Annotated in this window: 4 protein-coding genes, 1 rRNA gene and 1 pseudogene; 3 read left to right on the forward strand and 3 right to left on the reverse strand. The window is 42.2% G+C overall.

Features of this window, described 5'->3' with window-relative positions:
* Positions 1-287 (forward strand): annotated as a pseudogene (locus Q0C15_RS05580) (S-methyl-5-thioribose-1-phosphate isomerase); the annotation flags it as partial.
* Here the strand turns inward: Q0C15_RS05580 and Q0C15_RS05585 are convergent.
* The 3 genes from Q0C15_RS05585 to Q0C15_RS05595 all read right to left on the reverse strand — a co-directional run bounded on the left by Q0C15_RS05585 (position 267) and on the right by Q0C15_RS05595 (position 2,896).
* A complete protein-coding gene (locus Q0C15_RS05585) occupies positions 267-1,547 on the reverse strand; it encodes a tryptophan--tRNA ligase (protein ID WP_297217180.1) in 1,281 nt (426 codons plus the stop codon). The pseudogene Q0C15_RS05580 and the gene Q0C15_RS05585 sit on opposite strands and share 21 nt — an antisense overlap.
* A gap of 45 nt (positions 1,548-1,592) precedes the next feature.
* A 5S ribosomal RNA gene (gene rrf / locus Q0C15_RS05590) occupies positions 1,593-1,713 on the reverse strand.
* Between the two features lie 208 nt (positions 1,714-1,921).
* Entirely contained in the window at positions 1,922-2,896 is a 975-nt protein-coding gene (locus Q0C15_RS05595; RefSeq protein WP_297217182.1) for an alcohol dehydrogenase catalytic domain-containing protein, read from the reverse strand.
* 447 nt (positions 2,897-3,343) lie between these two features.
* Between Q0C15_RS05595 and Q0C15_RS05600 the strand changes: the two genes are divergently transcribed.
* Both Q0C15_RS05600 and otsB read left to right on the forward strand, forming a co-directional pair.
* On the forward strand, positions 3,344-4,669 hold the full coding sequence (locus Q0C15_RS05600; RefSeq protein WP_297217184.1) for a trehalose-6-phosphate synthase: 1,326 nt from the start codon (positions 3,344-3,346) through the stop codon (positions 4,667-4,669).
* A complete protein-coding gene (gene otsB, locus Q0C15_RS05605; RefSeq protein ID WP_297217186.1) occupies positions 4,650-5,375 on the forward strand; it encodes a trehalose-phosphatase in 726 nt (241 codons plus the stop codon). Before Q0C15_RS05600 ends, otsB begins: the two co-directional genes overlap by 20 nt.
* The last annotated feature ends 573 nt before the right edge of the window (positions 5,376-5,948 follow it).

Here is a 5,948-nt window from a genome sequence, read left to right on the forward strand (position 1 = left end):
AGGTGAATGGGATTCCATTTTACGTTGCCGCACCTGGAAGCACATTCGATTTCAGCATCAAAAGTGGAGACGAAATACCTATAGAGGAACGTGACGAATCCGAGGTTCTGGAAATAAATGGTACACGCATTGGGCCAGAGGAGAGCCACAGCAAGAATCCGGCATTTGATGTGACGCCAAACGAGTATGTGACGGGCTTTATAACAGAATACGGTATATTCAGGCCCTCTGAACTCAATAAATTGAAGGAATTGATGGATAAGGATCTATTCATGAATATAAAGTGAGAGTTTCTCTCTCGCCTCTTCCCTTTTTTTGGAAAGTTCTGAGAGCCAACCAGCCATCTTTTCTGCTATCTCGCGTTTGCAGAAACCGCACATTCTTCTGCCGTTTTTACAGTCCTCATAAACCTCCTTCACGTATTTATCGTCCTCTATCTCATAATTATAGAGATCGAATATTGGGCATTTCTCAGGCTCACCGCCAAGCCTGCGCTGTTCCTCCTCAGTATCTCTGCCTCCAGTCATTCCGGACATGATCTTTCTCTTTGCTTCCTTTGGGTCATCATTGAGTGATATCAGGGAATCAGGAACCGAAGAGGACATCTTGCCGCCCTTGAGACCTTTCATCAACTTCTGATAGGTGGCAGATGGAGGAACAAAGGTGAAATCATTATACTTGCTTTCAATATTCGCCAGATCCAGATCTATCTTTACAAGATCACCTTCACTTACTCCTTCGCATCTGACAACACGATATTCATAATCCTTTTTCACATTAGTGTATGTCTTGGAAAGATAGTCATAGGCCAGATCGATGAATTCCTTTGGATCATCTTTGCCTCGCACCGAAACGATAAGATCCCTGTCATACTGTATGTTGAATATCCTCATCCTTTTGGAGAGATCCCTCATCAGTCTGATGTGTGGATCCTGATCAAAGCCGACGGGTACAACCGTTGGTGCAGGGCCTCCATATTTCTTCATTTGAGTATGCAGAACGTCCGCTGCCTGAATAAGCGGAGAATTTATGTGAAGCAGATCATGAGTATCCGTGAATCCGTAGAGTGAGCGAAGTTCGTTCATATTCGTTCTGTTGCCCAGCATATAAGCCAGGAATTGCACGTCGCTATTTTTTGATTGAAAATAGATCTCACATGGTTCTAGCCCCATTGCGATGTAATTTAGTATATACTTTTCTATGGCCACATTTCGTGCCTTTTCGAGGCTAATGCCTCTGGTCGAATAGGATTCAAGATCAGCCACCGCTATCGAAACTCTTCCGCCAAGTTTCTGAAAAAATATGACCTGATCGATGGCGCTCTTATTGCCAAGATGCATCTCACCAGACGGCATCAGTCCAGTCATCACATTGAATTTCAGGCTGTTCTTCAGTGCGTAATCAATGTAATCTATGGATCTTTGCCCGAGGATAAGATGCCTTCTGAAAAGGAAATTATCGAAGTTATAGTTCATCTCTTCTATCCCAAACTCTTTCTTCAATCGCTCATAATCAAAGAAATCTGATGATGACCAAGGATTAATCATTGCCACGAAATTAAAAAGAGGTGTAAAAAACTTTCATTTTTGAAATGGTAACAGCATATTGCGCTTCCCGTACCCTCGCGGCATACAGTACAACGCAATACGCAGCAGGCTTAACCGTCGAGTTCGGAATGGGATCTGGTGTTTCCCTGCTGCTATGACCGTTGCCAGACAGTTGATAGAATGGCTGTATATAAAATTTATGATTTTCTCTGTTCATTTCAGGGTCTGTATACTTCTTATTTCGCATTATCGATGATAACATGATACTAGACGTAATGGATCATGAAGGATCCTCTCTAAAGATAGAATGTTTATACCGAAGCCGCAATCACCGCGTTTCTTCAATCAATGAATGCAGAAACAAAAAAATAGTCTCAAGGTTTGAGTACGATCCTTCCCTGAACTTTGCCCCTCTTCAGATCCATCAGAGCGGTTTTTGCTTCAGACAACGGCATGGTCTTGATCATTGACTTTAGCCTGCCGTCAGCAGCGAGCTTCAGTACAGACCTGGTCTCACTCCTAAATCCACTGGCCACACTTGTTATGTTCTTCTCCCAGGTGAAATACTGGAAAGGTACCTCTATCTTGTCCATTATTGCAGGAACGACAACTGTGCCGCCAGGTTTAACAGATTTTACTGCTTTCGCCACTATGCTGCTGTTTGGAGCGAATACTATGGCAGCATCATATCCTTCCTTTGGTTCTTCAATCACTTCACTCGCGCCAGCCATTTCGGCTACTTTGTTGTGGGACGAGGTGACCGCGATAGCCCTTGCTCCAGCCGCCTCTATCATCTGTATGGCATAGAAACCGAGTCCGCCTACGCCGAATACCGCTATCCTATCTCCAACCTTCGGGCCGATCTTCCTTACAGAAGAATATGCGGTTATTCCAGCGCAGAACAGTGGGGCCGCCTCAGCACTGTCCAGTCCCTCCGGTATTTTAGACACGTAGTTTCCATCGAGGATGGCATATTCCGCGTATCCTCCCCATCGATTTATCCCTGTCACGGTAGCGTTTGGACAGAGGTTTTCTCTACCGCTGGTGCAGTATTCGCATTGGCCGCATGCAGAATAGAACCATCCTATCCCCACTCTTTCTCCTTCTTTCACGTTCCTGTTTTTGCTCTCAACGACCTCTCCAACAATCTCATGTCCAGGCACCAGCGGGAATAGTTCCTTTGGCAGTGGGAAATCTCCCTCAATTATATGTAGATCGCTATGACATACACCATTTGCCTGGACTTTTACAAGTACCTGTCCCTCTTCGATAGCTGGAAGATCCAGATCGCCGTATTTAAGAGGTTCATTCTCAATTTTATCCTGTTTTACTGCATAGACGGCTTTCATATATCTGAATTTCTATTTGACTAATATATTTTTATATTGAATGGCATATTTATAGAATTGCTGTTATTTATTCTATGTTTTATATTTTTTATGTAAGATCAAGAAATATTAAAAACCGCTAAGCTTAGAGATTTAGCTGGATATTAATGAATATGGTTGAAACAAAAGGTGAAATACAAAGCCTACATGTATGAAGAGATCATAATACATAAAAAAAGAAGGGATCCTCCTCGGGTGATGCATCGAACGTATGCGTTCATGTGCTCCGGTATATTTAGGGAAACACAGGCTCTTTGAGTAACTGCAAATCTTAACAGCTTCAGCTGAAGAGTAAATTACAAAGACAAAATCTCGTCTAAATTGCTATATGATCAGAAGGAAACACTCCATTGAAGGGAGGATCTCGAACTTCAGTTAGAGATGGCTGATCTATGCGGTGTGGTTGACATGAAGTATATAGTGGTTTCCAGCAGGTGTCCATTCTCCCATGAGAAGGTTGCAGGTAAAGAGTCCATAAAGGAGAACGTAGGTGGAGTAGCCACCGCACTCCGCAGATCCATGGAGAAACATGGCGGGACATGGATCTGCTGGGGTGATGGTAAGCTGGATGGAAAATATCTGGAAGAGGATACTGGAAAATACAAGATAAAGAGAGTACTGCTCAGCATGCCAGAAAAGAAAGGATATTACGATCTCTATTCAAACCGCACGCTCTGGCCACTGTTTCACTATTTCAGGGAAAGAGTCAAGTACACAGACAATGGCTATGAAATTTACAGGCGGGTGAACGAGAAATTTGCCAGATCAATAATAGAGTCGGTTTCTGGTGACGAAGTGATCTGGATACACGATTATCAGCTCGCACTCGTTCCGAAGATATTGAGAGACAGCGGAATAAAGAACAGGATAATATTCACATGGCATATTCCATGGGTATCCAAAGAGATGTTCGAGACGCTACCGGAGAGCGATGATCTGATCAAAAGTCTCTCCAGTTCGGATTTCATAACCTTTCACACGGAAACTTACAAGAAAAACTTTGATGATCTTCTCACAGAAACATCGAGAGTCAAAAGCTTCGTTGTTCCCCTTGGTATAGATTTCAGGTACTTCAGCAATTCCAGGGGCGGTGATATAAAGAGCTATACACTCAGGGATAGAAAGATGATATTTTCAATAGATAGGCTTGATTATACCAAGGGTCTAGTGAACCGTGTACTTGCCATTGAGGAGTTATTGAAGCGGCATCAAGATCTTGCAGGGAAATTTGTTTACATAATGATAGTCACCCCAAGCAGGACTACCGTATCGGATTATGTTGCAATGAAGAGAGAGCTGGAGATGCACATAGGACGAATCAACGGTGAATTTGGATCAATTAGCTGGATGCCTATACTTTACATGTACAGAAAGATATCAGACAGGATGCTAGTATCCTATTATAAAAATGCAGATATAGCGTTGATAACGCCTCTAATAGATGGTCTCAATCTTGTCTCCAAAGAGTTTGTGGCCTCCACAGATAAAGGAGTACTCATACTCTCAAGATTTGCTGGTGCTTCTAACTGTCTGGATGGAGCGGTTATCGTTAATCCAAACAGCCTGGGAGAAGTGGCAGAAGCGATATATAAGGCTATGAACATGAGCGAGGAAGAGATCCATGATCGTCTCACCAGAATGAAGAAGCAGGTATCTAAGAAGGATACGGACTGGTGGATAAGGCGTATAAATGCAATAGCTATGAGGAAAATCAATGATAGATGGTCAGCTTAAGGACGCTATTCAGCAAATTATCAGAAATGATCCCATAATTTTCCTTGATTATGATGGCACCCTGGTTCCCATAATAATGAATCCAGAGGATAGTTATGCGGATGATGATCTAAAGAATCTGTTGTCGGAGACCAAAGCAAGGTTTGATACATTTATCGTAACGGGGCGATCTCCGGAGGAGATAAGAAGGTTCCTTCCTATAGATATCAATTTGATATGCTATCATGGGGCCTGTTCAATCATCAACGGCAGGATCGAATATCACAATGGGTCTGATCGGTTCATACCGGTGTTTGATGAAATATATGAAGTCACAAGATCGTGGACTACACAATTCCCTGGTCTCAGGATATACAGGAAGAGAATGGCCGTGCTTTACCATCTAGGGTTGATGGACAGCCAATTTTTGCAGGAACTTAGATCCAAAATAGAAGAAATGGCCAGAACACGCGGTGTTGAAGTGTATTATGGGAAGATGATAATAGAACTACGTGTACCTGGAGTAAATAAAGGATCGGCCATAAGATCGGTTAGACGTGGTAGGCCAGCTATAATTGCGGGCGATGACGCGACTGATGAACTGGCATTTGAGCTCAATGAGGACGCGGTCACCATAAAGGTAGGAGATGGATCATCAAGTGCAAAATTCAGGCTTTCAGACTATAGAGAAATGCGTTCGCTCTTAAGATTCATCCTTTCAATTTAGATGATTATCATTGATCCGTCAATTGATACTTTGTATGGATTTGAACTGCACTAGTCATATCTTTATAATCAGTTATAAATATTATAGGTATATTATATCTCAGTTAATGGAAAGTCCGTGTATATCTTATCCAAGAAAAGATTTTTACAGCTACCGCGAACCCTGACTTTCCAATAAATATTTTCCGATAGAAAACTTTACAGATATCATTGATATATCTATGATTGATGATGCTGGTGGTTCGGATGATATCATATCCCCTTGAGAAAATGGAAATTTTATTGAAGGGGTAAGCCGGCAGCAAGCTTTCAAAAAGCTATTTCATGATTTATGGTGGTAAATATTCCGCGGTCTATAAAAAAGCTAGGCCGTCATCGTTAAAGCTATCAGGCTTTACGAGACTGCAGGCATTTCTGCGTACAGTTTATAAATATTTATAAAAAAGTTAGGGGTTTGGGGGAAGCTGTGAATCTCAACAGCTTTAGGGATGAGATACACGGACTTCCCTCAGTGTAAAGTTTTATGTATGGTATTCCCATATTATTTTGTATCTTCCACGATAACCAAGTGGAT

Source organism: Thermoplasma sp. (assembly GCF_023256435.1).
Classification (GTDB): Archaea; Thermoplasmatota; Thermoplasmata; order Thermoplasmatales; family Thermoplasmataceae; genus Thermoplasma.